Source organism: Serinicoccus kebangsaanensis, from assembly GCF_008919445.1.
Taxonomy (GTDB): domain Bacteria; phylum Actinomycetota; class Actinomycetes; order Actinomycetales; family Dermatophilaceae; genus Ornithinicoccus; species Ornithinicoccus kebangsaanensis.
This window is the reverse complement of the sequence record NZ_VSLG01000003.1, coordinates 355,423-377,681: the sequence shown is the minus strand read 5'-3', so window position 1 is coordinate 377,681 and position 22,259 is coordinate 355,423. Positions and strand designations below refer to the sequence as shown.

Below are 22,259 nucleotides of genomic sequence, written 5' to 3'. Positions count from 1 at the left end.
CTCACCGTACGGCCTGGTCGCCCGCACCGGTGAGCGTGTCGCGCACCCGCGCGTGCAGGCGGTGCAGCCGCCGCAGCACGACGCCCTTGTCGCTGCCCCCGAGCGCGCCCCGGCGGCTCCGGTCGGCCACCTGGTCGAGCAGGTCGGCCAGGTCGGTCATGACCGCCGCCGCACCGGCGGCGCAGGGGTGGGCACGACGGGAGACCACCGGGGCGTGCGCCCGCAGACGCGCGGCCGCCGCCCGGCAGCCGGCGTGGTCGGGTGCCCGGTCGGCGCCGCCGATCGCCCCCACCACCACCGGCTGGGGGCGCGGGGCCGACCGCCCGGAGGCGATGTCGGCGAGCAGGTGCGCCAGGGCGTCGAGCAACCCCTCGGTCAGACCGCTGGCCTCCGACCAGCCCAGGTCCGGAGCCAGCCCGGAGACCTCCTCGGCTCCCCGGAGCAGGGCCGCGGCGTCCCGCTCACCGCTGGCGGTGGCTGGGCCACGGGCGTCACCGGCCGGCCCACGGATCCCGGTCATGACCACCACTGTAGGGAGGTCCCCGGTCCCGTGCAGACTTCATCCCCAGGCGAGTACCCTGACCAGTGGCGCACGCCGCGGTGCGCCAGCGGTAACGCCACGCGACCCGAGGAGCAGACGAGCCCGATGACGTCCACCGACATGCTCACCGACAGGTTCTTCCACCACCTGGCCCCGGCCGAGCTGGCCGGGCGCGACGAGGAGCAACGAGCGGCGATGGCGTCGTCCATGGCGCGGCTGTCCGACGAGCGACCCGAGGGCAGTGCCGCGGTGCGGATCCTCAACCCCACGGTCGAGGACGACGGCTGGACGAGCCGGCAGACGGTCGTGCAGGTCGTCACCGACGACATGCCGTTCCTGGTCGACTCCGTCCTCGGCGAGGTGAGCCGGCACCGGCTCGGGGTGCACCAGCTGCTGCACCCGCAGCTCGTGGTGGACGAGTCCACCGGGCAGGTCCAGCACGTGGACACCCAGGACATCGGCGACGGGCAGCGCATCGAGTCCTGGATCTATGTCGAGGTGGACCGGATCCCGGACGAGCAGGCCAGGGACACCCTGCAGCAGGATCTCGAGCGGGTGCTGGCCGACGTGCGGCGGGCCTGCGCGGACTGGGGCACCATGCGGCAGCGGGTGCGGGCCATCGTCGCCGAGCTCGAGATCGGGCCGCCGAAGACCGTCCCCCAGGACGAGGTCCAGCCGGTCGTGGACTTCCTCAGCTGGATCGACGACCACCACTTCACCTACCTGGGCTACCGGAGCTACGACCTGCTCGACACCGACGACGGCCTGGCCCTGCAGGCGGTGCCCGGCAGCGGGCTGGGCATCCTGCGCGACGAGGGTGAGGATGCCCCGCCCACCGTGCTGCGCACCGAGGCGGCACGCACGGCGCGCGACCCGCAGCTGCTCACGGTCACCAAGGCGAACACCCGGGCCACGGTGCACCGGTCGGTGCCGCTGGACTACATCGGGATCCGGCGGTTCGACGACAAGGGTGCGGTCGTGGGGGAGCACCGGTTCCTCGGGCTGTTCACGCAGAGCGCCTACGCCGAGTCGACCCAGCGGCTGCCCATCGTCGGCGCCAAGGTGAAGCAGGTCGTGGCCGAGTCCGGCTTCGCGCCGGACAGCCACTCCGGCAAGGACCTGCTGAGCATCCTCGAGGCCTACCCGCGCGACGAGCTGTTCCAGGCACCGGTGGAGCACCTGGCGCAGACGGCGGGCGACGTGGTGCGGCTGCTGGAGCGGCCCTCCGCCAAGGTCTACGTCCGGCCGGACGAGTTCGGCCGCTTCGTCAGCGCCCTGGTCTACCTCCCGCGGGACCGGTACAACACGGCCAACCGGCTCCGCGTGCAGCGGCTGCTCGAGGAGACCTACGGCGGCGAGCTGGCGGACTACGCGACCCGGGTCGGGGACAGTCCGCTGGCGCAGCTGCACTTCGTCATCACGGTGCCGCGCGACGCCGAGCTGCCGACGGTGGACACCGCTGAGCTCCAGCAGCGGCTGGCGTCGGTCACCCAGACCTGGGTGGAGGGTCTGTCCGACGCCGTCGCGGCGCACGTCGACGACGAGGGGGCGACCGGTGACGTCGTCGCCCGGTTCGCCCACGCCTTCCCCGAGGCCTACAAGGAGGACTTCGACGGGGAGGCCGCCTACTTCGACCTGCAGCGGCTGGGCGAGCTGCACGGCAGCGCCGCCTCGGCGCGGCCGCACGTCTACCAGGCGGAGGGCGAGGCCGCGACGGAGCGGCGGCTCAAGGTCTACCGGTCGCAGGAGATGTCCCTCACCCACGTGCTGCCGGTCTTCGCCGACCTGGGGCTGGAGGTGACGGTCCAGCGGCCTTACGAGCTCGTGGGCAGCGGCGAGGACGGCTCACCGGACTTCATCTACGACTTCGGCCTGCGGGCACCGCACGAGTCGGTCTGGACCGGCGGGGAGCACCGCACCGAGGAGGAGGTGGCCGCCGCCTTCGAGGACGCCTTCACCGCGGTGTGGGGCGGCGCCAGCGAGTCCGACACCCTGAACTCGCTGGTCCTGACCGCCGGCCTGGACTGGCGTCGCGTGGTCATCCTGCGCACCCTCGTCCGCTACCTGCGGCAGGTGGGGACCTTCAGCCTCGACTATCTCGAGGAGGCCCTGGTCAGCAACCCGGAGATCGCCCGGCTGCTGATCGCGCTCTTCGAGGCGCGCTTCGACCCGGAGGCCGAGGGGGACGACCAGGCCCGGCAGGAGCGGACCGACGAGGTGGGCGAGGAGCTGACCCGCGCCCTGGACGAGGTGGCCAGCCTGGACCAGGACCGCATCCTGCGCGGTCTCGCGGCGGTGGTGCAGGCCACCCTGCGGACCAACTACTACCAGCGCGACGAGGACGGCGAGCCGAAGGCGTGGGTGAGCCTCAAGCTGCTGCCGCGCGAGCTGGACCTGCTGCCCGAGCCGCGGCCCGCCTTCGAGATCTGGGTGTATGCCCCGCGCGTCGAGGGCAGCCACCTCCGCTTCGGGCCGGTGGCCCGGGGTGGGCTGCGCTGGAGCGACCGGCGCGAGGACTTCCGGACCGAGGTGCTCGGGCTGGTGAAGGCGCAGATGGTCAAGAACGCCGTCATCGTGCCCACCGGGTCCAAGGGGGCCTTCTTCCCCAAGCAGCTCCCGGACCCGGCGCTGGACCGCGAGGCCTGGATGGAGGAGGGCAAGGCGGCATACCGGACCTTCATCAGCGGCATGCTGGACGTCACCGACAACCGGGTCGACGGCGACGTCCACCCGCCGGAGCGGGTGGTCCGGCACGACGGGGACGACCCCTACCTGGTGGTCGCCGCCGACAAGGGCACCGCGACCTTCTCCGACATCGCCAACGGGGTGGCGCGGGGCTACGGCTTCTGGCTCGACGACGCCTTCGCCTCCGGCGGGTCCGCGGGCTACGACCACAAGGGGATGGGCATCACCGCCCGAGGGGCCTGGGAGTCGGTCAAGCGGCACTTCCGCGAGCTCGGCCTGGACACCCAGAGCGAGGAGTTCACGGTCGTCGGCGTCGGTGACATGAGCGGCGACGTCTTCGGCAACGGCATGCTCCTCTCCGAGCACATCCGGCTGGTCGCCGCCTTCGACCACCGACACATCTTCCTGGACCCGGACCCCGACGCGGCCACCTCCTTCGCCGAGCGGCAGCGCCTGTTCGACCTGCCCCGCTCCAGCTGGGAGGACTACGACACCTCGCTCATCAGCGAGGGAGGCGGCGTCTACCCGCGCACGAAGAAGTCCATCCCGATCACCGCGCAGGTGCGGGAGCGGCTCGGCATCGAGTCCGACGCCCAGGCGATGACCCCGCAGGAGCTGCTGCGCGCCATCCTCTCCGCCCCGGTGGACCTGCTCTGGAACGGCGGCATCGGGACCTACGTCAAGGCCTCGACCGAGACCGACGCCCAGGTCGGTGACCGGGCCAACGACCCGATCCGGGTCGACGGCCGGGACCTGCGCGTCCGCGTCGTGGGCGAGGGCGGCAACTTGGGCCTGTCCCAGCGGGGCCGCATCGAGGCGGCGACCACCGGCGTGCACGTCAACACCGACGCGATCGACAACTCGGCCGGCGTGGACACCTCCGACCACGAGGTGAACATCAAGATCGCCCTGACCCCGTTGGTGCAGGGCGGCCAGCTCTCGCTCGAGGACCGGGACGAGCTGCTGGCCTCGATGACCGACGAGGTCGCCGAGAAGGTGCTCCGGCACAACTACGACCAGAACGTGCTCATCGGCAACGGGCGGCACCAGCGGGGCGTGATGGCCACGGTGCACCAGCGGCTGATCCGCTACCTGGGCGAGCACGCCGGTCTGGAGCCCGAGCTGGAGTTCCTCCCCGACGACGCCGAGTGGGACGAGCGGGAGAAGGCCGGGGTCGGCCTCACCAGCCCGGAGTTCTCGGTGCTCGTCGCCTACTCCAAGCTGGCCCTGAAGCAGGAGCTGATCGAGACCGAGCTCCCGGACGACCCGGCCCTGCTGACCAGCCTGCTGCACTACTTCCCCGAGCCGCTGCGCGAGCGCGCCGAGGAGCAGATCCTGGAGCACCCGCTGCGGCGGCAGATCGTCGTCAACGAGATCGCCAACGCCATGATCAACCGGGGCGGGGTGTCCTTCGCCTTCCGCGCGGTCGAGGAGACCGGTGCGACCATCGCGCAGATCACCCGGGCCTTCCACGTGGTCCGCTCGGTCTTCGCGCTGGGCGACTTCACCGCAGCGGTCGAGGCGCTGGACAACCAGGTGCCGACCGAGGCGCAGACCGAGCTCCTGCTCGAGGTCCGTCGGCTGCTGGACCGGGCCACCCGCTGGTTCCTCAACAACCGGTCGCTCTCGACCGGGATGGACGAGGAGATCGAGCGCTTCGCCTCCCCGGTCCAGTCGCTCGTCCCGAAGCTGGGGGAGCTGCTGCAGGGGGACGAGCGCGAGCGGTGGGCCCAGCGTGCCCAGTGGGCCCGGGACCAGGGCATACCGGAGGACCTCGCCGAGCTCTACGCCTCGCTGCTGGACAGCTACTCGCTGCTGGACGTCGCCGAGCTCGCGGGCGAGATCGACCGCGACGTGGACGAGGTCGCCGAGGTCTACTTCGGGGTGTCCGAGGCGTTCCGGATCGACGACCTGCTCACGCACGTGTCGCACCTGCCCCGGGAGGACCGGTGGTCCTCGCTGGCCCGCGGCGCGCTGCGGGACGACCTCTACGGCGTCATGCGTGGTCTGACCCGCACCGTGGTCGAGCGCACCGACTCCGCCGGGGAGGCCGCCGACGAGGCGGACTCGCTGGCCCGGGTGCGGGACTGGATGGGTGAGAACCGCGACGCCCTGGTCCGCACCAGCCAGGTGCTGCGCACGGTCAGCGGGATGAGCGAGCCGGACCTGGCTCCGCTCTCGGTCGCCCTGCGCACGCTGCGTGGTCTGGTCCGGCAGGGGTCCGCCGACTAGGGGTTTGCCACAATCGGGGTGTGGTTGCACTCCGGGACACGCTGTCGCGCTCCTCGATGTCCGGCGCGGACATCGACTGGTTGCACCGTCTGGTGGGCGACTGGCAGATGGTGGCCGACCTGGCCTTCGCCGACCTCACGCTGTGGCTGCCGGTGCAGCGGGACGACGAGGCCGACCCGCACGTCTCGCCGTGGTTCCTCGCGGCGCACGCGCGACCGTCGACCGGCCCGAACTTCTACCACGACGACGTCATCGGCGAGACGCCCGGGGCGGAGCGGGCACGCCTGCTGAGCCAGGTGATGGAGACCGGCCGCTCGACGACGCCGGACGAGATCGGCTTCGTGCGGGAGCAGTACGTCCCCGTGGTCCGCACCGGCCGACCGATCGCGGTGCTGGTGCGGCACACCGACGTGCAGAACATGCGCCAGCAGGGTGGGCTGGAGGTGAACTACCTCCAGATCAGCCAGCAGCTGTTCTCGATGATCGCCGAGGGTGCCTTCCCGATGGACCACGTCGCGACCGGCGTCGGGCGGGGGACGCCCCGCGTCGGCGACGGGGTGCTGCGGCTGACCGCCGAGGGCATCATCGACTACGCCAGCCCGAACGCCGTGTCCGCGTTGCGCCGGCTCGGGCACACCGACCACGTCAACGGCGCGGACCTCGCGCAGATCGTCGCCTCCCGCATCGCGCAGGGGTCCACCGTGGACGAGACGGTGCCCCTCGTGCTCACCGGTCGGGCGCCGTGGGGGACCGAGATCGAGACCGGCCGGATGAACCTCACCATGCGCTCGGTCCCGTTGACCCGTGGGGGTGAGCGGGTCGGTGCCCTGCTGCTGCTGCGCGACGTGAGCGAGATCCGCCGCCGCGAGCGTGAGCTGCTGAGCAAGGAGGCCACGATCCGGGAGATCCACCACCGGGTCAAGAACAACCTGCAGACGGTGGCGGCACTGCTGCGTCTGCAGTCCCGTCGGCTGGACGACCCGAAGGCCCAGGAGGCTCTCGCCGAGGCCGGGCGGCGCCTCTCGACGGTGGCGCTGGTGCACGACACCCTGAGCCAGGGGTTCTCCGAACGGGTCGACTTCGACGACGTCGCCGCCCGGATCCTGCGGGCGACCGTCGAGGTCGCCTCCACGCAGGCCGTCGTGGCGACCGCGGTGGAGGGATCCTTCGGCTGGCTGCCGCCGGACGACGCCACGCACCTGGCGATGGTCCTGGCCGAGCTCGTGCACAACGCGGTGGAGCACGGCTTCGAGGAGGGTGGGTCCGGGGGCGAGGCCGCGAGGGTCGTGGTGGCGGCCCGGCGGGCACGGGACGACGAGGCCGAGGTCGACCTGCTGGAGGTGTCGGTGACCGACAACGGCAGCGGGTATGCCCCCGCCACGTCGGACCGGCAGGGCCTGGGGACGCAGATCGTGGAGGCCCTGATCACCGACCTCCGGGGTCAGATCTCCTGGGAGACGACGAAGCCGCACGGGACCGTCGTGCGGTTCACCGTGCGGCTTCGTGGCTCCGCCACCGGCTGAGGGTCACGGCCTCCTCCGGTGGCGGAGAGCTCGACAGCGGTCTCGTCAGCTGGCGCGCCGTGCGCGCGCCTTGCGTCGCTTCAGGGCGCGGCGCTCGTCCTCCGAGAGCCCGCCCCACACACCTGCGTCCTGGCCGGTCTCGAGGGCCCACTTGAGGCAGGTGTCGATCACCGGGCAGGTGCGGCAGACGGCCTTGGCCTCCTCGATCTGCTGCAGCGCCGGGCCGGTGTTGCCGATCGGGAAGAAGAGCTCGGGGTCTTCCTCCAGGCACGCCGCGCGGTTGCGCCAGTCCATCAGTGTCTGCTCCTATGTCTGAGCCCGTCTGGGCATCCTCTGGCCGTCGCCCACTCCGGAACCAGGGGGTGTACCGGCGGGCGACGACACCTCGTTGTTCCGTCTACGTGGGCGGTGCCAGGGTCGGGGGGTCGGGACCGCCATCACTGCCTGTGCCAACGCCAGGGCCAGGCTCACTATTCCCCATCCTCCCATCGCGACACGCCGTAGCACAAGGGTTCTGGCGCGACAGCCGGGCGATTCCGGTGAGGCGTCAATCACACTGGTCACGCGCTGCACGCCTGCCCGCGGCGCCCGGAGCAGGTCCGGAGCCGGGGCGCAGCACCGGCGGACGGGCCCCCTGCGTAGGGTGGCAGACACCCGAGAACCACAACCGCAAGGAGCCCCCACCGTGAGCAGCAGCACCACCCTGGCCGTCGTCGGTGCCCGTGTCGTGCCGGTCGTCGGCGAGATCATCGAGGACGGGACCGTGCTGGTCCAGGACGGCAAGATCGCCGCGGTGGGACCCCGCGGCGAGGTGGAGGTCCCGGAGGGGGTCGACGTGGTCGATGCCGCCGGTGGGTGGGTCCTGCCAGGGCTCATCGACGCCCACGTCCACCTGGGCGTCTGGGAGGAGGGGGAGGGCTGGGCCGGTGTCGACGGCAACGAGGCGACCGACCCGGTGATGGCCGCGGCCCGGGCGATCGACGCCATCAACCCGCGGGAGCAGGGCTTCGACGACGCGCTCGGCGCCGGTGTGACCACGGTCAACGTCAACCCCGGGTCGGCCAACCCGATCGGTGGTCAGGCGGTGGCGCTGAAGACCTACGGCCGCTACGTCGACGAGATGGTGCTGCGCAACCCCTCCGGGGTGAAGGCGGCGCTGGGGGAGAACCCGAAGCGGGTCTACGGGGACCAGCAGAAGACGCCCTCGACCCGGCTCGGGGTCGCCCTCGTGCTGCGCAAGGCCTTCGCCGCGGCGCGCAGCTACCAGGCCAAGCAGGCCGCCTCCGACTCACCGGTCGACACCGACCTGGTCAGCGAGATCCTCGTGCAGGTCCTCGAGCGGGAGATCCCCTGGAGGCAGCACTGCCACCGGGCCGACGACATCGCCACGGCGATCCGGCTCTCCGAGGAGTTCGGCTACCGCCTGGTGCTGGACCACGGGACCGAGGCCTACCTGCTGGCCGATCTCGTCGCCGAGCACGAGGTCCCGGTCCTCTACGGCCCGATGATCGTCAGCCGCTCCAAGGTCGAGGTGCGGGGCCGGACCCCGAAGGCTCCGGGGATCCTGGACCGCGCCGGCGTGGAGGTCTCGATCATCACCGACCACCCCGTCGTGCCGATCGACCACCTGGTCACCCAGGTCGCCCTGGCGGTCCGGGAGGGCATGGACCGCGACGCCGCGCTGCGGGCGGTGACGATCAACCCGGCCAGGGTGCTGGGTGTCGAGGAGCGGGTCGGGTCGCTCGAGGTGGGCAAGGACGCCGACCTCGCCTGGTGGTCCGGCGACCCGCTCGACCTGCAGTCGCGGGTGCTGCGCACCTGGATCGACGGCGTCGAGGTCTACTCCTACGACACCGAGGAGCGCACCGGCACCGTCCGGCCCCGCTGAGCCCTCGCCCGGCGCCCGGTCCTGCGACCTCAGTGGCCGGGCGTGACCAGGTCCGGGCGCCGCACCGCGCGCACGCAGTCCGGGCACAGCCCGTGCCCGGGAAGCCGGTCGTAGAGGCAGCACCCGCGTCGCAGGAACGCCTCGGCGTGGTGCTCCATCCCGCCGCCCGTGCCGGCCGGCAGCCCCGAGCGCTCGCGCACACCGCCGCCCCGGGCCAGTGCGGGCACCTCGAGCAGGCGGCGCACCACCTCCCACGCGCGGGGGCCGGACGAGGGTCTGGCCCCCGCGAGCACCCGCGCCGCCCCGACCAGGCTGGAGGCAGAGTTGGAGCGCAGCACCTGGGCCGAGGTGCGTCCGACCTGCGTGCAGGCGGCCTCCAGCGCCGCCAGGCTGTCGTCCACCACGGTCCCCGCGACCCGGTCGGTGATCTCGGGCAGGCCGGTGACGGCATACCCGGCCCCGGGGTCGACCAGGCCCAGCGGCACCCGACCTGCGTGCACCGGGCTGGCCACGAGGTTGGCCGAGGTGAGGTCCGGGACCCAGTCGTGCAGGACGGCACCGGCCAGGGCCACCGACCACAGGCGCGAGGCGAGGCCGACCTGCAGCGCCGAGACGGCGACCCGGACGTCCACGTCCTCGGCCGTCTGCCCGGTGGCCCGCCCGAGCGCGGCCCGGATGGTCGCGACCCGGGCGGTGAGGGCGTCCGGTGCCAGCGCGTCGGTCCAGGCGACCGCGTCGCTGTCGCGGACGGTCGGGTCGGTGACCTCGAAGAACCCGCCGAGGTCACCCAGCGTCGGCAGCAACCCCTCCGGTGCGCGCGCGCTCATCCGGTATGCCGTCAGCCGTCCGTGCGGACCTCGGCACCTTCGCGCTGGCTCAGGACGGCGCGGGCCGCGGCGAAGCGCGCGATCGGGACGCGGTAGGGCGAGCAGGAGACGTAGCTGAGCCCGAGCTCCTCGAACAGCCCGATCGAGGCCGGGTCGCCGCCGTGCTCCCCGCACACGCCGAGCTTGAGCTCGGCCTTGGTGCTGCGTCCACGCTCGGCCCCCAGCCGGACCAGCCCGCCGACCCCGTCGCGGTCGATCGACTCGAAGGGGTTGTGCGGGATGACCTCGTCCGCGACGTAGGCGCCGAGGAACCCGCCCTCGGCGTCGTCCCGGGAGATCCCGATGCCCGTCTGGGTGAGGTCGTTGGTGCCGAAGGAGAAGAAGTCGGCGTGCTCGGCGATCTGGTCCGCGACCACCGCCGCCCGGGGCAGCTCGATCATGGTGCCGACGGTGACGTCGAGATCGGCGCCTGCACCCTCCAGCTCCTCGGCGACGGCCCGCTCCACCACCTCGCGCTGCGCCTTGAGCTCGGCGGCGTAGGCGACGAGCGGGATCATGATCTCCACCCCGGCGGTCTCGCCCTCGCGCTCGCGGACGGCCAGCGCCGCCCGGACGATCGCCCGGGTCTGCATCTCCGGGATCTCGGGGTAGAGCATGGCGAGGCGGCACCCGCGGGTCCCGAGCATGGGGTTCTGCTCGTGCAGGCGCTTGACCTGACCGAGCAGGGTCCGGGCGGTGGCCAGCTCGTCGGCGTCGCCGTCGGTGAGCTCCAGGCGCTGGACCAGCAGCGACTGCTCGACGAGGTCGGGCAGGAACTCGTGCAGCGGCGGGTCCAGCAGCCGGACCGTGACGGGCAGACCCTTCATCGCGGTGAAGATGGCCTCGAAGTCCTCCTGCTGCATCGGCAGGATCGTCTCCAGCGCCGAGGCGCGGTCCTCCTCGGTCTCGGCGAGGATCATCTGGCGGACCGCGGGCAGCCGGTCGCTGGCCATGAACATGTGCTCGGTGCGGCACAGGCCGATGCCCTCGGCCCCCAGCTCACGGGCCTTCGCCGCGTCCTCCCCGGTGTCGGCGTTGGCGCGCACCCCGAGGCGGCGCACCTCGTCCGCCCAGGTGACGATCGCCTCGAAGTCCTCGTTGATCTGGGGCGGCACCAGCTCCAGCGCCTCGCCGTAGACCTCGCCGGTGGACCCGTCCAGGGTGATCTGGTCGCCCTCGCGGAAGGTCCGGTCGCCCACGGTCAACGTCTTCTCCGCGGTGTTGATCCGGATCCCGCTCGCGCCGGCCACGCACGGCTTGCCCATGCCGCGCGCCACCACCGCGGCGTGCGAGGTCATACCCCCGTGGGCGGTGAGCACCCCCTGGGCGACGATCACGCCGTGGATGTCGTCCGGCGTCGTCTCGTAGCGCACGAGCACCACCGGCTCGCCGGCCCCGCCCCGCTGCGCCGCCGTGTCGGCGTCGAAGACGACCTCGCCGACGGCGGCGCCGGGAGAGGCGGGCAGCCCCTTGGTGACCGGCTCCCGCCCGTGCTCGGGGTCGATGGCGGGGTGGAGCAGCTGGTCCAGCTGGCCGGGCTCGACCCGCTCCAGCGCCTCCTCCTGGGTCAGGACGCCCTCGCCGACCATGTCGCGCGCCACCCGCAGCGCGGCGGCGGCGGTGCGCTTGCCGTTGCGGGTCTGCAGCAGGTAGAGCGTGCCGTCCTCGACGGTGAACTCGATGTCCTGCATGTCCTTGTAGTGCGCCTCGAGGTCGTGCATCGTCTGCAGCAGCTGGGTGTAGGCCTCGGGCAGCACCTGCTCCATCTCGCCGAGCGGCTTCGGGGTGCGGATGCCGGCCACGACGTCCTCGCCCTGGGCGTTGAGCAGGAACTCGCCGTAGAGCTCCTTGCCGCCGGTGGAGGGGTTGCGGGTGAAGCAGACCCCGGTGGCCGAGGTGTCGCCGCGGTTGCCGAAGACCATCTGCATCACGTTGACGGCGGTGCCGAGGTCGTCGGGGATGTCGTTGGCCCGGCGGTAGACGCGGGCGCGCGGCGTGTCCCAGGAGTCGAAGACGGCGGAGACGGCTCCACGCAGCTGGTCCCGGGGGTCGGTCGGCAGGTCGCGGCCGAGCTCGCGGCGGGAGACGTCCTTGAAGGTGGAGACCAGCTCCTGCAGGTCCTCGGTGGACAGCTCGGTGTCCTGCTCGACCCCGCGCCGGGCCTTGAGCGCGGTCAGCTCGTCCTCGTAGGCGTGCGGGGCGACCCCCTCGACGACCTCGCCGTACATCTGCAGGAAGCGGCGGTAGGAGTCCCAGGCGAAGCGCGGGTTGTCCGCCTCGGCGCCCAGCGCCTCCACGGTGTCGTCGCCGATCCCGAGGTTGAGGATGGTGTCCATCATCCCGGGCATCGAGACCACCGCGCCGGAGCGCACCGACAGCAGCAGCGGCTGCTCGGCGCCCCCGAGGGTGCGTCCGGTCCGCTCCTCCAGCCGGGCGAGCGAGGCGAGGATGTCGTCCCACAGCCCGTCCGGCCACTGCCCACCGGACTCCATGGTGGCGATGCAGGCGGCGGTGCTGACGGTGAAGCCGTCCGGCACCGGGATGCCCAGGCGCTTCATCTCGGCGAGGTTGGCGCCCTTGCCGCCCAGCAGGGAGCGCATCTGGGCGCTCCCCTCGGACATGTCGTAGAGGTAGCTCTGTCCTTGGTCCTGCCCGGCCATCTCGGTCTCCTCGCGGTCTCGGCGGGGCGCCGCTGCCCCGGAGGTCTGCTGCTGCGGAGCCTACCGGGCTGACCCGCCTCCGCCCGATGCCGCCTCGCGCCGTCGCTGCACGACCTCGATGACCCGCCCCGCCGCCTCCTCCAGCGCCAGGTCCGTGGTCTCGATGACGGGGCAGCCGAGGCTGCGCTGCAGCTGGGCGACCTCGTCCAGCTCGTCGAAGATCTTGACCAGGTCGGTGTAGCCGTCGCGGTGGCTCTGGGCGCTGCCCATGGCGCGCACCCGGCGGCCACGGATCTGCTGCAGCCGCTCCGGGTCGATGGTCAGGCCGACGATCTTCCACCGCTGCACCTCGTAGAGCTGCGCCGGCGGCTCGATGCCCGGCACCAGGGGGATGTTGGCGGTGCGATAGCCCAGGTAGCCGAGGTACATCGACAGCGGGGTCTTGCCGGTGCGGCTCACCCCGATGAGGACGATGTCCGCCTCACGCAGGTGGTTGGAGAGGTTGCCGTCGTCGTTGGCGACCGCGAACTCCATGGCGGCGACCCGCTTGAAGTAGTCCTCGCCGACCCCGACCGGCCGGACCACCCGCTCCGGGTCCTGCCCGGTGATGGCGGACAGCGCGGTGACGGCCGGCTCGAGCAGGTCGGCGTGCGGCACCCCGTGCTCCTCGCACAGCTGGGTGACCCGCTGCCGCAGCCCTTCGTCGACCACGGTCGAGAAGACGACGGTGCGCACCTGGTCCGGGCGCATCCGGGCGAAGGAGTCGTGCACCCCGTCCAAGGAGGACTGACGGGGGTGACGGACGATCCGGATGTCGTGGTCGTGGTACTGCGCCGCGGCCGCCCGGGCCACGCGGGCCGCCGTGTCCCCGGTGGAGTCGGCGATGATGTGCAGCTCGATCGGGTGCGCCATGGCCCGAGCGTATGCCGTCGTCAGACCGGCTCGTTGCGGTCGCCGGGCGCCTGCTCGGTCGCGATCCCCTCCACGTCGACGGCGAAGTCCGCCTCGCCGGACGGCTCGGTCACCTGCTCCTCCACCTCGGCGGGGGCCTCACCGGCGCCCGCGAGGGGGGCGTCCTGGTCCTCGTCGACCTGCTCGGTCGTGTCCGGCTCCTCGTCGGAGCCGAAGCTGCCGCCGACGAAGGTGCCCTGCTCCTGCTGGTCGTCCGGGTGCTGGCTCATGCTGCTCACCCTGCACCGCGCCGGGCGACGCGGCAACCGGGGGAGAGCTCAGAGGCGGCCACGGTGGTGCACGTCCTCGGACAGCCGGATCACCGCGTAGTAGAGCTCCAGGCTCATCCGGACGAAGGCGAGATACACCAGGCCGATGATCGGGGACGCGACGAGGAGCAGCAGGCCGAGGAAGACCGGCGCCCCACCCTGGAACATCGTCGTCAGGCCGGTGACCGCGATGCCCAGGGTCATGATCGCGACCAGCACGGTCGCGATGACGTAGACGATCTTGACGATGCTCGGGGTGACGAAGGTGTCGAAGTTGAAGTCGAAGAGCGCCTTGAGACCCCCGCCGGGGGTGGTGCGCTCGGGCTGGTCAGGGGTGCCGTGCGGCTGCTGGGAGGTCATGGCCCCACGCTAGTGCGGCGGACGTGACCTCGCCACGCACCGCTGCCACACTGGCGGTATGCGTGAGCGCCGGGGTGGGGAGGCCGTTCCTCCGGGCAGGGTGCCGGTGGTCGCGGTGGTGGGACCGACGGCGACGGGGAAGTCGGACCTCGGGGTGGAGCTGGCGCTCGCGCTGGACGGTGAGGTGGTGAACGCCGACGCCTCGCAGCTCTACCGCGGGATGGACATCGGCACGGCCAAGCTCACCATGGCGGCACGCCGGGGCGTCCCGCACCACCAGCTGGACGTGCTGGACGTGCGGGAGGAGGCGAGCGTGGCGGCATACCAGGGCGCGGCGCGCGCCGACCTGGCGCAGATCCGGTCCCGGGGCCGGGTGCCGGTCGTCGTGGGCGGCTCCGGTCTCTACGTCCGCGCCCTGCTGGACCGGCTGGAGATCCCGCCCACCGACCCCCAGGTGCGCGCCCGCTGGGAGGCGGAGCTGCAGGAGCGGGGCGCGGAGGCCCTGCACGACGTCCTCGTGGGGCGTGACCCCCAGGCAGCCGCCCGGATCGAGCCGCGCAACGGCCGCCGGGTCGTGCGGGCGCTGGAGGTGATCGAGCTGACCGGGCGACCGTTCAGCGCCACGTTGCCGACCCGGGAGCTGCTCCAGCCCACGGTGCTCATCGGCCTGCGGGCCGACCGCGAGGTGCTGGACGCACGGATCGGCCGACGGGCCGGGCGGATGTGGGCGGACGGGCTGCCGGCCGAGGTCGCCGACCTCGTCGGCCGCGGCCTGCGGGAGGGCAGGACGGCCTCGCGCGCGGTGGGGTATGCCCAGGCCCTGCGCCAGCTGGACGGCGAGCTGGACGAGGGTGCGGCGATCCAGGACACGGCCGCGGCGACCCGCCGGTTGGCGCGCCGGCAGCAGTCGTGGTTCGGCCCGGACGGCCGGATCGTCTGGCTCGAGCACGACGACCCGGACCTGCTCCGGCGCGCCCTCGACCTGGTCGGGAGTCACGTCGTCGCCGGCGCGGGAGGATGAGCGGCGTGGACCTGCTCTCGCTCCCGGTGCTGACCTCCTCGACGACCCTGGACGCCGCGCTGCTGTCGCTGTTCTGGATCGGGTGCGCGCTCGTGGTCTCGCCCGTCGTGGTGCGCGCCTCACGGGGTGTGGTACCGGACGTCGTGGTGCTGCTGGTGCTCGGGTGCCTCCTGGGTCCGAGCGTGCTGGCGCTCGCCGAGATCGGTCCCGGTGTGGAGCTCGTGCGCGAGCTGGGCCTGGGGCTGCTCTTCCTGCTCGCCGGCACCGAGATCGACCCGGCGACCCTCCGGGCCAAGCAGGGCAGGCAGGCCATCCTCACCTGGATCCTGTGCCTGGCGCTGGCGCTCGGCGTGGCCTGGGCGTTCATCCCGGACGCGACCTTCGCGGCCGCCGCCGTGCTGGCGATCGCCGTCACCTCGACCGCGCTGGGGGCGCTGCTGCCCATCCTCAAGGACCGCGGCCAGCTGGACTCACCGCTGGGGACCGCGGTGCTCACCCACGGGGCGGTCGGTGAGCTGATGCCGATCATGGCGATGGCGCTGCTGCTGTCCACCCGCACCACCTGGGCCTCCGCACTCGTGCTGCTGGCCTTCTTCCTGGTGGCCGCCGTGGTCGCGGTGGTGCCGCACCGGCTGGTCATGCGGGTGCCGGGCATCCGGGCGGCCCTCGTCGAAGGCGTCGACACCACGGCGCAGACGGCGGTGCGGGTGACCTTCTGGTTGCTGCTGACCCTCATGGCCGCGGCGAGCGTCTTCGAGCTGGACGTCGTCCTCGGCGCCTTCGCCGCCGGCTTCATCGTCCGCGCCGTCCGCCCGGAGGGCTTCCTGGGCTACGAGGAGCGGCTGGAGGCGATCGCCTACGGCTTCTTCATCCCGGTCTTCTTCGTGACCTCCGGGATGAACGTCGACGTGGCCGCGGTCGCCGAGCAACCGGTCCTGCTGCTCGTCTTCGTCGCGATGATCCTGGTGATCCGTGGCGGCGTGGTGTGGCTGCGCGAGCGTCTCAGCCGGACGGGGTCGGGCCTCACCGGTCCCGGCGACCGGCGCCGGCTGGCGTTGTATGCCGCGACCGGGCTCCCGATCATCGTGGCGGTGACCGAGCTGGGCGTGTCACGTGAGCTCATGCCGGAGGACATCGCGGCGGTGCTCGTCGCGGCCGGTGCACTCACCGTGCTGGTGTTCCCCTTCCTCGCGCGCCCGGCGCCGGGGCGCGGGACAGCTCAGCCGGGGACCCGGCGCTGACGCGGCAGCACGGTCGGCTGCTGCGCCAGCCACTCCTCGAAGGACCGCCCGCCGGTGAGCGCGTCCACGCCGGCGAGCACGCGTCCCTGCGAGACGTCGCGCAGGGCGGGCAGGACCGGTGGGATGCGCAGCACGCGGGGGGCAGGGGTGCCGGCGTGCTCGGCGAGCAGCCGGGTCAGGTCGTGCAGGTCGTAGACGGTCGGCCCGGCCAGGTCCTGGGCGCGGTGGAAGCCCTCCGGTGCCGGGCCGACGGCGTGCCCGGCCAGGCGCTGGGCGACCCACTCCACGTCCACCGGTTGGATGCGCATCGAGCCGATCGTGAAGGCGAGCCGGCGCACCTGCAGGAGCTGGGCGAAATAAGCGGCCAGGGAGTGGAACTGGGTGGCCCGCACGACGGTCCCCGGCACACCGGAGGCCTCGAGCACCCGCTCGGCCTCGGCCTTCACCCGGTAGTAGGGGAAAGCGATGCGGTCGCAGCCGACGATGGAGACCGTGACGACGTGCACCGGCCGCCCGGACCGCCGGATCGTCCCGGTCAGCCGTCGCAGGCCGTCGACCTCCACCTGTCGCGGGGACCGGTCCGAGCTCGCGGCGTGCACGACGGCGTCCGCACCCTCGACCGCCGCGTCCAGGCCCGCGCCGGTGACCAGGTCGACGCCGGTGCGCCGGGACGCCCGGACCACCTCGTGCCCGGACTCGGACAGGGAGGCGGCCACGCGGGAGCCCACGTCTCCCGCGGCCCCGGTGACGAGCACGCGCATACCGGGAGCGTCCCACGGCGGTGCCCCGGTCGCACCTGCTGACCCGCGTGCGGTCGGGCTCAGCCGCGGGCGACCCGGAGCACCCGGAAGCCCTTGCTGCTCGCCTCCCGGTCGACGCGGACCGGTCCGACGGCCGGCGGCAAGGAGGCCTCGAGCCAGGTCTGCAGCGAGTCGGCACCGAGGTTCTTCTGCACGACGAGGTAGGCCGCGGCGGCGTCGTGCTCGGCGAGCCGGGGCAGCCAGGTGAGGAGCAGCTCGTGCAGCGCCTGCTTGCCGACCCGGATCGGGGGGTTGGACCAGATCAGGTCGAACCGGGTGGCCGGGTCGACGTCCTGCGGCCGGTCGACGCGGATCCCGCGGCAGCCCAGCGCGGCGGCGTTGCGCCGGGCCAGGTCGAGGGCGCGCTCGTTGACGTCCACGGCGTGCACCGAGGCCTCCGGTGCCTCCCGCGCGAGGGTGAGCGCCAGCGGCCCCCACCCGCAGCCCAGGTCGAGGAAGGTGCCGGAGGACGGTGGGGCCGGTGCGTGGTCGAGCAGCACGCGGGTGCCCTTGTCGATCCCGTCGGGGGAGAAGATGCCGGCTGCGGTCACGACCTCGGCGTCCTGGCCGGCCAGCCGGACCCGCAGCTGCCGCACGTCGTCGTCGGAGGCCGGCTGCGCGGAGAAGTAGTGGTCGGTCGACATCGACGCCAGTCTAGGCGCGGAGCCGGGTCCGGACGGCCTGTCGGTGGCCCCCGCTAGCGTGCTGGTCATGGATGAGGAGACGTTCGACGAGGAGGCGGCGCGGGCGTTCCTGGCCGAGCCGCACGTCGGGGTGCTGGCGGTCTCCGCCGACGGTGGCCCGCCCGCGGCGACCCCGCTCTGGTATGCCGTGGAGCCGGACGGTGCGGTGTGGCTGGTGACGTCCGCCACGACGCGCAAGGCCCGGCTGCTGGCCGCATCGGGAGCGGCGACGCTCGTGGTCCACACCGTCAGCCCGCGGACCCGGTTCGTGTCGGTCGACCTGGAGCTCACCGACCGGGCCCCGGCCACGGCGAAGGAGTCGCGGGCGATCGCCGCGCGCTACCTGAGCGGCGAGGCGCTGGAGGGCTACCTGGCGTTCGCCGCGGAGAGCCTCGGGCCGGAGGAGCGGCTCACCTTCACGCCCACGCGCTACCGCTACGCCGACCTGACGATGTGACCCGGCCCGGCAACAAATCGCTGGCTCCCGGCGTTGCACCAGTGAGAGGCTGAGGCGGACCGCCCGGCCGAGCGACAGCACACGCCGGCGCAGGCATACCGCCGGACGAAGGAGATCATGGCCCAGCCGCACGACGAGACCACCGCGAAGCGCAACCAGCTGCTCGACCGACGCGCCGAGGCGCTCACCGAGGAGACCGAGATCGACCTGCGCGAAGGCGACTGGGGCAGCTGGGGCGGGCACTCCGGCTCCGACCCGGACTCCGTGGTCTCGCGCGCAGGCTCCGTCGACGGGGACCAGCTGGACCGGGAGGAGCGGGCCGCGCTGCGGCGCGTCGCCGGGCTGTCCACCGAGCTCGAGGACGTCACCGAGGTCGAGTACCGCCAGCTCCGGCTGGAGCGGGTCGTGCTCGCCGCCGTCTGGGAGGACAACGGGCAGACCACGCTCGCGGACGCGGAGAACTCGCTGCGCGAGCTCGCCGCGCTGGCCGAGACCGCCGGCTCCACGGTGCTGGAGGGCGTCATCCAGCGGCGGCAGAAGCCGGACCCGGCGACCTACCTCGGCTCCGGCAAGGCCGCCGAGCTGCGCGAGATCGTCGCCGCCGAGGGCGCCGACACCGTCGTCTGCGACGGCGAGCTCGGCCCGTCCCAGCGACGTGCCCTGGAGGACGTCGTCAAGGTCAAGGTCATCGACCGCACCGCGCTCATCCTGGACATCTTCGCCCAGCACGCCAAGAGCAAGGAGGGCCGCGCCCAGGTCGAGCTGGCCCAGCTGCAGTACCTCCTGCCGCGCCTGCGCGGGTGGGGCGAGTCGATGTCGCGGCAGGCCGGTGGGCGGGTCGCCGGCGGTGAGGGCATCGGCTCCCGAGGCCCGGGTGAGACCAAGATCGAGCTGGACCGGCGCCGGATCAACACCCGCATCGCCAAGCTGCGCCGCGAGATCGCCGCGATGCGGACGGTGCGGGACACCAAGCGGTCCTCGCGCCGCAGCAACCGCGTGCCCAGCGTGGCGATCGTCGGCTACACCAACGCCGGCAAGTCCTCGCTGCTCAACCGGCTCACCGGCGCCGGGGTGCTGGTGCAGAACCAGCTCTTCGCCACGCTGGACCCCACGGTGCGGCGCACCGAGAGCGAGGAGGGCCGCAGCTACACCTTGTCCGACACCGTCGGTTTCGTGAAGCGGCTGCCGCACCAGCTGGTCGAGGCCTTCCGGTCGACGCTGGAGGAGGCCGCGGAGGCGGACGTGCTGCTGCACGTCGTCGACGGGTCCCACCCGGACCCGGAGGGTCAGGTCGACGCGGTGCACGCGGTGCTCGCGGAGATCGAGCAGGGTGCGGCCCTGAAGCTGCCCGAGGTGATCGCGGTGAACAAGGCCGACCTGGCCGACCCCGAGGTGCTGGACCGGTTGCGCCGGGCCTACCCGCGCGTCGTCATCGTCTCCGCCAAGACGGGCGAGGGCGTCCCGGAGCTGCTGGCGGCGGTCGAGGCTGCGCTCCCGCGCCCGGAGATCCTGGTCGACGTGCTGCTGCCCTACGACCGGGGCGACCTGGTCGCGCGGCTCTACGACGAGGGCGAGATCCTGCGCGAGGAGCACACCCCGGAGGGGACCCGGGTCGAGGCCAAGGTGGACCCCGACCTGCACGGTCACCTCGGCAGCTACGCCGTCTGAGCCACCGGCCCCCTCGCGGAGTGACCACGGGATAGCACAACCCTCATCGGGAAGTTCGCCGATGGAGGTTGTGCTATCCCGACGTTGGTCCGGGTCCGCCGGGGGTATGCCGCCAGCCGTCGCCGTCCCGCTCCAGGATCACGCCCGCGCAGGGCGAGAGGTCGGTGGCGAGGTCCGGTCGCCCCAGCGACGCCAGCGTCGCCAGGATCGCGCCACCGTGGGCCACCACCACGACGGTCTCGCCGCGGTGCAGGTCGGCCACCTCCTCGAGCACCACCGTGACGCGCGTCGCGATCTCGCGGGCGCTCTCGCCGCCCTCCCACCGGGCGTCCAGGTCTCCCGCGGCCCACGCCTGCATCGTCGCCCCGGCCCAGCCGGAGTCGTGCGGGCTGCCGAGGTGGACGCCCGGGTCGAACTCCTCCAGGCCCTCACGGGCCGTCACCTCCACCCCCAGCCGTTGCGCCACGAGCTCGGACGTCTGCACGGCACGGGCCAGCATCGAGGAGTAGACGTGGACCACCCTCTCCTGCTGCAGGTGTGACGCGGCCTCCCGGGCCTGCTGCCGGCCCCGGGCGCTGAGCGTGCCGCCGGACCCGGTCGTCACCGGTGCCTCGTAGGTCGCCTCGGCGTGGCGGATCAGCAGGATCCGGGCCGGGCACTGCAGGTCGCTCATCCGGCCAGCTCCACGACCTCGTCGGCGCAGCCCCAGCTGAGGGTCACCCCCGCGCCGCCGTGGCCGTAGCAGTGGATGACCTCGCCCGCACGCTCCACCCGCACCTGCGGGCGCACCGGCCGCAGCCCCACGGCGTGCCGGAGCACCCGCGCGCCCGCCAGCGCGGGCACCAGCTCTGCCGCGCGGGCGCGGATGTCGTCGGCGACGGCGGGGTCGGGGTCGCGGCCGGTCTCGCCGGGCTGGTCGGTGCCGCCGAGCACGATGTCGTGCGAGCGCGGCACGACGTAGGTCGGTCCACCGGGGGCGCCGGGGTCCAGCCACCACTCGCCCAGCCCCACCTGCTCGACGACCACCACCTGCCCGCGGACCGGGGTCACGGTCGGGTCGGCGGCCAGCTCGTGCGCTCCCAGCCCGGAGGCGTTGACGACCAGGCCCTCACCCTCCGGGAGGCGGGACAGGCTGGTCCGGGTCACGGTGCCGCCGAGCTCCGCCAGGCGCCCCTCGAGCCAGCGCAGGTGCACCCCCATCTCCGCGACCGGGGCGGTGAAGCGCCAGCCACCGGCATACCCGTCGAGGCCGTCGACGTGGACCAGGTCCGGGACGGCGCCGGCCCACCAGGGGTCGGGTCGGGCCTCGCGGAGCAGCTCGGTCCCGGGTCGCATCGTGACGCCCGTGGCCGGGTCGGCGGCGAGGTCGCTCAGCGTCGCGTAGGTCGCGCGGGACCACGCGGTGACCCTGTCCTGGGGGAGCGCGCGGTAGGGGTACCACAGCGCCGCGGCCACCGACGAGGTCGTCTCCGCCGGGCGGTCGCGGGTCAGCACCTCGACACGGTGCCCCGCCTCCAGCAGCCGGATCGCGCAGGTCAGCCCGACCACTCCCGCTCCGACCACCAGCACGCGTCGCATCGGCGCAGTGTGGCACAGCGCGGATGGACGGTGTCGCGGACGCGTGGCCGGGCCGGCCTCAGCCCTCCAGGAAGTCGTCCGACCCGAGGTCGGAGGCGTCCTCGGTGATGGCCCGGACGACCCGGTCCGCGACGTCGTCCGGCGACAGGCCGTCGGGCAGGCGGGGTGCCTCGCCGTGGATGGCACGGTCCACCAGGCCGGTCTCGGTGTGCGGGGGGCGGACGTCGAGCACGCGCACCTTGGCCCGCCGGAGCTCACCCGCCAGCGAGCGGTCCAGCGCGGTGAGGGCCGCCTTGCTCGCGGAGTAGGCACCCATCCCCGCCATCGGCCGTTCGGCCAGGATGGCGCTGAGGTTGACCACGAAGCCCTCGGTCTCCTGGAGCAACGGCAGCAGCCTGCGCAGCAGGAAGGCCGGGCCGACGACGTTGGTCGTGAAGACCTCCTCGACGACCGCGTCGGGGGTGTCCACGAGCGGGCCGAAGGCGGCGATGCCGGCTGCGTTGACCAGACCGTCCAACCCGCCCAGCTGCTCGCGAGCGGTCTCGGCCACCCGGTCACCCGTCGTGGCGTCGCCGAGGTCGCCCACGACGGTGGCGCCGGCCCCGAGGTCCTGCGCGACCTGCTGCAGCCGCTGCTCGTCCCGTCCGACGAGCAGCAGGCGTGCCCCGCCCGCGGCCAGCCCGCGGGCCACCCGCGAGCCCAGGGCCCCGGTCGCGCCCACGACGGCGACGCGCTGGTCGGTGAGATCTCGTTGCGGCATACCGGTCACGCTAACCGTCCTGCGGGGCGTCGTCGTGCCCAGGGCGCAGCCCGACGCCGACCCGGCCGCTACGGTG

The 22,259-nt window shown here is 73.2% G+C and carries 19 protein-coding genes; 7 read left to right on the top strand and 12 right to left on the bottom strand.

From position 1 onward, the window contains the following. Nucleotide 1 precedes the first annotated feature (1 nt). Nucleotides 2-520 carry a hypothetical protein gene (locus FXF60_RS05605; RefSeq protein WP_151524301.1) on the bottom strand — a complete coding sequence of 173 codons (519 nt, stop codon included), beginning with the start codon at nt 518-520 and terminating at the stop codon, nt 2-4. 126 nt (nt 521-646) lie between these two features. Here FXF60_RS05605 and FXF60_RS05600 point away from each other — a divergent pair, with 126 nt between their 5' ends. Together FXF60_RS05600 and FXF60_RS05595 are read left to right on the top strand one after the other, a co-directional pair. After that, nucleotides 647-5,458: an NAD-glutamate dehydrogenase gene (locus tag FXF60_RS05600; protein WP_151524299.1), complete on the top strand. Its 4,812-nt coding sequence runs from the start codon at nt 647-649 to the stop codon at nt 5,456-5,458. Between the two features lie 20 nt (nt 5,459-5,478). Next, nucleotides 5,479-6,981: a sensor histidine kinase gene (locus FXF60_RS05595; protein ID WP_238335721.1), complete on the top strand. Its 1,503-nt coding sequence runs from the start codon at nt 5,479-5,481 to the stop codon at nt 6,979-6,981. A gap of 45 nt (nt 6,982-7,026) precedes the next feature. On the opposite strand, the gene FXF60_RS05590 is transcribed toward FXF60_RS05595, so the two are convergent. After that, on the bottom strand, nt 7,027-7,275 hold the full coding sequence (locus FXF60_RS05590; RefSeq protein ID WP_010148753.1) for a WhiB family transcriptional regulator: 249 nt from the start codon (nt 7,273-7,275) through the stop codon (nt 7,027-7,029). A 391-nt stretch (nt 7,276-7,666) separates the two neighbouring features. Here FXF60_RS05590 and FXF60_RS05585 point away from each other — a divergent pair, with 391 nt between their 5' ends. Further along, entirely contained in the window at nt 7,667-8,869 is a 1,203-nt protein-coding gene (locus tag FXF60_RS05585) for an amidohydrolase (protein ID WP_151524297.1), read from the top strand. A 29-nt stretch (nt 8,870-8,898) separates the two neighbouring features. Here the strand turns inward: FXF60_RS05585 and FXF60_RS05580 are convergent, their stop codons facing one another. Genes FXF60_RS05580 through FXF60_RS05560 form a run of 5 tightly spaced genes read right to left on the bottom strand, consistent with a single transcriptional unit; the run spans nt 8,899 to nt 13,975 of the window. Then, nucleotides 8,899-9,696, bottom strand: a complete 798-nt coding sequence (locus tag FXF60_RS05580) for a (2Fe-2S)-binding protein (RefSeq protein WP_151524295.1) — start codon at nt 9,694-9,696, stop codon at nt 8,899-8,901. A gap of 11 nt (nt 9,697-9,707) precedes the next feature. Then, nucleotides 9,708-12,395 (bottom strand): pyruvate, phosphate dikinase, encoded by a 2,688-nt coding sequence (gene ppdK / locus FXF60_RS05575; protein WP_151524293.1) that lies wholly within the window; start codon nt 12,393-12,395, stop codon nt 9,708-9,710. Between the two features lie 60 nt (nt 12,396-12,455). Continuing rightward, nucleotides 12,456-13,307, bottom strand: coding sequence for a pyruvate, water dikinase regulatory protein (locus FXF60_RS05570; RefSeq protein WP_151524292.1), 852 nt, complete (start codon nt 13,305-13,307; stop codon nt 12,456-12,458). A gap of 20 nt (nt 13,308-13,327) precedes the next feature. Next, the gene (locus FXF60_RS05565; RefSeq protein ID WP_151524290.1) at nt 13,328-13,576 is read right to left on the bottom strand and encodes a hypothetical protein; all 249 of its coding nucleotides are present in this window, start codon (nt 13,574-13,576) and stop codon (nt 13,328-13,330) included. Nucleotides 13,577-13,624: 48 nt separating this feature from the next. Beyond that, nucleotides 13,625-13,975: a DUF4282 domain-containing protein gene (locus FXF60_RS05560; protein ID WP_151524288.1), complete on the bottom strand. Its 351-nt coding sequence runs from the start codon at nt 13,973-13,975 to the stop codon at nt 13,625-13,627. A 58-nt stretch (nt 13,976-14,033) separates the two neighbouring features. Here FXF60_RS05560 and miaA point away from each other — a divergent pair, with 58 nt between their 5' ends. Beyond that, nucleotides 14,034-14,996, top strand: coding sequence for a tRNA (adenosine(37)-N6)-dimethylallyltransferase MiaA (miaA, locus tag FXF60_RS05555; protein WP_151524286.1), 963 nt, complete (start codon nt 14,034-14,036; stop codon nt 14,994-14,996). 5 nt (nt 14,997-15,001) lie between these two features. Then, entirely contained in the window at nt 15,002-16,237 is a 1,236-nt protein-coding gene (locus tag FXF60_RS05550) for a cation:proton antiporter (RefSeq protein WP_238335720.1), read from the top strand. Here the strand turns inward: FXF60_RS05550 and FXF60_RS05545 are convergent. Beyond that, nucleotides 16,216-16,998, bottom strand: coding sequence for an SDR family oxidoreductase (locus FXF60_RS05545; protein ID WP_151524282.1), 783 nt, complete (start codon nt 16,996-16,998; stop codon nt 16,216-16,218). The genes FXF60_RS05550 and FXF60_RS05545 overlap by 22 nt on opposite strands. 59 nt (nt 16,999-17,057) lie before the next feature. Then, nucleotides 17,058-17,681 carry a class I SAM-dependent methyltransferase gene (locus FXF60_RS05540; RefSeq protein WP_151524280.1) on the bottom strand — a complete coding sequence of 208 codons (624 nt, stop codon included), beginning with the start codon at nt 17,679-17,681 and terminating at the stop codon, nt 17,058-17,060. A 67-nt stretch (nt 17,682-17,748) separates the two neighbouring features. Here FXF60_RS05540 and FXF60_RS05535 point away from each other — a divergent pair, with 67 nt between their 5' ends. Together FXF60_RS05535 and hflX are read left to right on the top strand one after the other, a co-directional pair. After that, complete coding sequence (locus FXF60_RS05535) at nt 17,749-18,177, top strand: pyridoxamine 5'-phosphate oxidase family protein (RefSeq protein WP_151524278.1); 429 nt, start codon at nt 17,749-17,751, stop codon at nt 18,175-18,177. A gap of 117 nt (nt 18,178-18,294) precedes the next feature. After that, a complete protein-coding gene (hflX, locus tag FXF60_RS05530) occupies nt 18,295-19,845 on the top strand; it encodes a GTPase HflX (protein WP_151524276.1) in 1,551 nt (516 codons plus the stop codon). Between the two features lie 73 nt (nt 19,846-19,918). Here the strand turns inward: hflX and FXF60_RS05525 are convergent, their stop codons facing one another. The 3 genes from FXF60_RS05525 to FXF60_RS05515 are packed head-to-tail and all read right to left on the bottom strand — an operon-like array spanning nt 19,919 to nt 22,183. Beyond that, complete coding sequence (locus tag FXF60_RS05525; RefSeq protein WP_151524273.1) at nt 19,919-20,518, bottom strand: histidine phosphatase family protein; 600 nt, start codon at nt 20,516-20,518, stop codon at nt 19,919-19,921. Further along, on the bottom strand, nt 20,515-21,423 hold the full coding sequence (locus FXF60_RS05520; RefSeq protein ID WP_151524271.1) for an FAD-dependent oxidoreductase: 909 nt from the start codon (nt 21,421-21,423) through the stop codon (nt 20,515-20,517). Before FXF60_RS05520 ends, FXF60_RS05525 begins: the two co-directional genes overlap by 4 nt. A gap of 58 nt (nt 21,424-21,481) precedes the next feature. Beyond that, on the bottom strand, nt 21,482-22,183 hold the full coding sequence (locus tag FXF60_RS05515; protein ID WP_151524269.1) for an SDR family NAD(P)-dependent oxidoreductase: 702 nt from the start codon (nt 22,181-22,183) through the stop codon (nt 21,482-21,484). Between the last annotated feature and the right edge of the window lie 76 nt (nt 22,184-22,259).